General features: G+C 49.8%; 2 tRNA genes and 2 rRNA genes. All 4 read left to right on the top strand.

Annotation, left to right across the window (positions count from 1 at the left end):
- A tRNA-Glu gene (locus tag N8O43_RS09580) sits at nt 1-72 on the top strand.
- 242 nt (nt 73-314) lie between these two features.
- Nucleotides 315-1860: ribosomal RNA gene (locus N8O43_RS09575) — 16S ribosomal RNA — on the top strand.
- A gap of 51 nt (nt 1861-1911) precedes the next feature.
- Nucleotides 1912-1984 (top strand) — tRNA-Ala (locus N8O43_RS09570).
- A gap of 125 nt (nt 1985-2109) precedes the next feature.
- A 23S ribosomal RNA gene (locus N8O43_RS09565) occupies nt 2110-5011 on the top strand.
- Together the 16S and 23S rRNA genes with 2 tRNA genes alongside form the textbook arrangement of a ribosomal RNA operon.
- The last annotated feature ends 23 nt before the right edge of the window (nt 5012-5034 follow it).

The following is a 5034-nucleotide window of genomic DNA, read 5'->3' as shown; positions in this document are numbered from 1 at the left end:
GGTCCGTTGGTCAAGGGGTTAAGACACCGCCTTTTCACGGCGGTAACACGGGTTCGAATCCCGTACGGACTATGGTATGTTGCGGATGGAACACTTGATGAAAAAAGATTAAAAAAGTTTCAAAAAAGTGTTGACAAGAAAAAGCAGCTGTGATATACTAATATAGTTGTCGCTTGAGAGAAGTGAGTGACAAAGACCTTTGAAAACTGAACAAGACGAACCAATGTGCAGGGCACTACAACTAAGGTTGTAGTACTGAACAATGAAAAAAACAATAAATCTGTCAGTGACAGAAATGAGTGAGAACTCAAACTTTTAATGAGAGTTTGATCCTGGCTCAGGACGAACGCTGGCGGCGTGCCTAATACATGCAAGTAGAACGCTGAAGGAGGAGCTTGCTTCTCTGGATGAGTTGCGAACGGGTGAGTAACGCGTAGGTAACCTGCCTGGTAGCGGGGGATAACTATTGGAAACGATAGCTAATACCGCATAAGAGTAGATGTTGCATGACATTTACTTAAAAGGTGCAATTGCATCACTACCAGATGGACCTGCGTTGTATTAGCTAGTTGGTGGGGTAACGGCTCACCAAGGCGACGATACATAGCCGACCTGAGAGGGTGATCGGCCACACTGGGACTGAGACACGGCCCAGACTCCTACGGGAGGCAGCAGTAGGGAATCTTCGGCAATGGACGGAAGTCTGACCGAGCAACGCCGCGTGAGTGAAGAAGGTTTTCGGATCGTAAAGCTCTGTTGTAAGAGAAGAACGAGTGTGAGAGTGGAAAGTTCACACTGTGACGGTATCTTACCAGAAAGGGACGGCTAACTACGTGCCAGCAGCCGCGGTAATACGTAGGTCCCGAGCGTTGTCCGGATTTATTGGGCGTAAAGCGAGCGCAGGCGGTTAGATAAGTCTGAAGTTAAAGGCTGTGGCTTAACCATAGTACGCTTTGGAAACTGTTTAACTTGAGTGCAAGAGGGGAGAGTGGAATTCCATGTGTAGCGGTGAAATGCGTAGATATATGGAGGAACACCGGTGGCGAAAGCGGCTCTCTGGCTTGTAACTGACGCTGAGGCTCGAAAGCGTGGGGAGCAAACAGGATTAGATACCCTGGTAGTCCACGCCGTAAACGATGAGTGCTAGGTGTTAGACCCTTTCCGGGGTTTAGTGCCGCAGCTAACGCATTAAGCACTCCGCCTGGGGAGTACGACCGCAAGGTTGAAACTCAAAGGAATTGACGGGGGCCCGCACAAGCGGTGGAGCATGTGGTTTAATTCGAAGCAACGCGAAGAACCTTACCAGGTCTTGACATCCCTCTGACCGCTCTAGAGATAGAGCTTTCCTTCGGGACAGAGGTGACAGGTGGTGCATGGTTGTCGTCAGCTCGTGTCGTGAGATGTTGGGTTAAGTCCCGCAACGAGCGCAACCCCTATTGTTAGTTGCCATCATTCAGTTGGGCACTCTAGCGAGACTGCCGGTAATAAACCGGAGGAAGGTGGGGATGACGTCAAATCATCATGCCCCTTATGACCTGGGCTACACACGTGCTACAATGGCTGGTACAACGAGTCGCAAGCCGGTGACGGCAAGCTAATCTCTTAAAGCCAGTCTCAGTTCGGATTGTAGGCTGCAACTCGCCTACATGAAGTCGGAATCGCTAGTAATCGCGGATCAGCACGCCGCGGTGAATACGTTCCCGGGCCTTGTACACACCGCCCGTCACACCACGAGAGTTTGTAACACCCGAAGTCGGTGAGGTAACCGTAAGGAGCCAGCCGCCTAAGGTGGGATAGATGATTGGGGTGAAGTCGTAACAAGGTAGCCGTATCGGAAGGTGCGGCTGGATCACCTCCTTTCTAAGGATAAGGAACTGCGCATTGGTCTTGTTTAGTCTTGAGAGGTCTTGTGGGGCCTTAGCTCAGCTGGGAGAGCGCCTGCTTTGCACGCAGGAGGTCAGCGGTTCGATCCCGCTAGGCTCCATTGGTGAGAGATCACCAAGTAATGCACATTGAAAATTGAATATCTATATCAAATAGTAACAAGAAAATAAACCGAAAACGCTGTAGTATTAATAAGAGTTTATGACTGAAAGGTCAGAAAAATAAGGTTAAGTTAATAAGGGCGCACGGTGGATGCCTTGGCACTAGGAGCCGAAGAAGGACGTGACAAACGACGATATGCCTTGGGTAGCTGTAAGTAAGCGATGATCCAGGGATTTCCGAATGGGGGAACCCAACAGGTACTACCTGTTACCCGCATCTGTTAAGGATGTGAGGAGGAAGACGCAGTGAACTGAAACATCTAAGTAGCTGCAGGAAGAGAAAGCAAAAGCGATTGCCTTAGTAGCGGCGAGCGAAACGGCAGGAGGGCAAACCGAAGAGTTTACTCTTCGGGGTTGTAGGACTGCAATGTGGACTCAAAGATTATAGAAGAATGATTTGGGAAGATCAGCCAAAGAGAGTAATAGCCTCGTATTTAAAATAGTCTTTGTACCTAGCAGTATCCTGAGTACGGCGGGACACGTGAAATCCCGTCGGAATCTGGGAGGACCATCTCCCAACCCTAAATACTCCCTAGTGACCGATAGTGAACCAGTACCGTGAGGGAAAGGTGAAAAGCACCCCGGGAGGGGAGTGAAATAGAACCTGAAACCGTGTGCCTACAACAAGTTCGAGCCCGTTAATGGGTGAGAGCGTGCCTTTTGTAGAATGAACCGGCGAGTTACGTTATGATGCGAGGTTAAGTTGAAGAGACGGAGCCGTAGGGAAACCGAGTCTGAATAGGGCGAATTAGTATCATGACGTAGACCCGAAACCATGTGACCTACCCATGAGCAGGTTGAAGGTGCGGTAAGACGCACTGGAGGACCGAACCAGGGCACGTTGAAAAGTGCTTGGATGACTTGTGGGTAGCGGAGAAATTCCAAACGAACTTGGAGATAGCTGGTTCTCTCCGAAATAGCTTTAGGGCTAGCGTCGACATTAGAGATTCTTGGAGGTAGAGCACTGTTTGGGTGAGGGGTCCATCCCGGATTACCAATCTCAGATAAACTCCGAATGCCAATGAATTATGGTCGGCAGTCAGACTGCGAGTGCTAAGATCCGTAGTCGAAAGGGAAACAGCCCAGACCACCAGCTAAGGTCCCAAAATAATTGTTAAGTGGAAAAGGATGTGGGGTTGCACAGACAACTAGGATGTTAGCTTAGAAGCAGCTATTCATTCAAAGAGTGCGTAATAGCTCACTAGTCGAGTGACCCTGCGCCGAAAATGTACCGGGGCTAAAACAATTTACCGAAGCTGTGGATACCTTTATAGGTATGGTAGGAGAGCGTTCTATGTGTGATGAAGGTATACCGTGAGGAGTGCTGGAACGCATAGAAGTGAGAATGCCGGTATGAGTAGCGAAAGACAGGTGAGAATCCTGTCCACCGTAAGACTAAGGTTTCCAGGGGAAGGCTCGTCCGCCCTGGGTTAGTCGGGACCTAAGGAGAGACCGAAAGGTGTATCCGATGGACAACAGGTTGATATTCCTGTACTAGAGTATGTAGTGATGGAGGGACGCAGTAGGCTAACTAAAGCAGACGATTGGAAGTGTCTGTCTAAGCAGTGAGGTGTGATATGAGTCAAATGCTTATATCTGTAACATTGAGCTGTGATGGGGAGCGAAGTTTAGTAGCGAAGTTAGTGACGTCACACTGCCAAGAAAAGCTTCTAGCGTTTAAACATACTCTACCCGTACCGCAAACCGACACAGGTAGTCGAGGCGAGTAGCCTCAGGTGAGCGAGAGAACTCTCGTTAAGGAACTCGGCAAAATGACCCCGTAACTTCGGGAGAAGGGGTGCTGACTTTAAGTCAGCCGCAGTGAATAGGCCCAAGCAACTGTTTATCAAAAACACAGCTCTCTGCTAAATCGTAAGATGATGTATAGGGGGTGACGCCTGCCCGGTGCTGGAAGGTTAAGAGGAGTGCTTAGCGTAAGCGAAGGTATGAATTGAAGCCCCAGTAAACGGCGGCCGTAACTATAACGGTCCTAAGGTAGCGAAATTCCTTGTCGGGTAAGTTCCGACCCGCACGAAAGGCGTAATGATTTGGGCACTGTCTCAACGAGAGACTCGGTGAAATTTTAGTACCTGTGAAGATGCAGGTTACCCGCGACAGGACGGAAAGACCCCATGGAGCTTTACTGCAGTTTGATATTGAGTGTCTGTACCACATGTACAGGATAGGTAGGAGTCTATGAGATCGGGACGCCAGTTTCGAAGGAGACGATGTTGGGATACTACCCTTGTGTTATGGCCACTCTAACCCAGATAGGTGATCCCTATCGGAGACAGTGTCTGACAGGCAGTTTGACTGGGGCGGTCGCCTCCTAAAAGGTAACGGAGGCGCCCAAAGGTTCCCTCAGAATGGTTGGAAATCATTCGCAGAGTGTAAAGGTATAAGGGAGCTTGACTGCGAGAGCTACAACTCGAGCAGGGACGAAAGTCGGGCTTAGTGATCCGGTGGTTCCGTATGGAAGGGCCATCGCTCAACGGATAAAAGCTACCCTGGGGATAACAGGCTTATCTCCCCCAAGAGTTCACATCGACGGGGAGGTTTGGCACCTCGATGTCGGCTCGTCGCATCCTGGGGCTGTAGTCGGTCCCAAGGGTTGGGCTGTTCGCCCATTAAAGCGGCACGCGAGCTGGGTTCAGAACGTCGTGAGACAGTTCGGTCCCTATCCGTCGCGGGCGTAGGAAATTTGAGAGGATCTGCTCCTAGTACGAGAGGACCAGAGTGGACTTACCGCTGGTGTACCAGTTGTCTTGCCAAAGGCATCGCTGGGTAGCTATGTAGGGAAGGGATAAACGCTGAAAGCATCTAAGTGTGAAACCCACCTCAAGATGAGATTTCCCATGATTTTATATCAGTAAGAGCCCTGAGAGATGATCAGGTAGATAGGTTAGAAGTGGAAGTGTGGCGACACATGTAGCGGACTAATACTAATAGCTCGAGGACTTATCCAAAGTAACTGAGAATACGAAAGCGA

It is taken from the genome of Streptococcus mitis, assembly GCF_946190335.1.
GTDB classification, from domain to species: domain Bacteria; phylum Bacillota; class Bacilli; order Lactobacillales; family Streptococcaceae; genus Streptococcus; species Streptococcus mitis_CH.
This window is presented reverse-complemented; position numbering and strand designations above follow the sequence as displayed.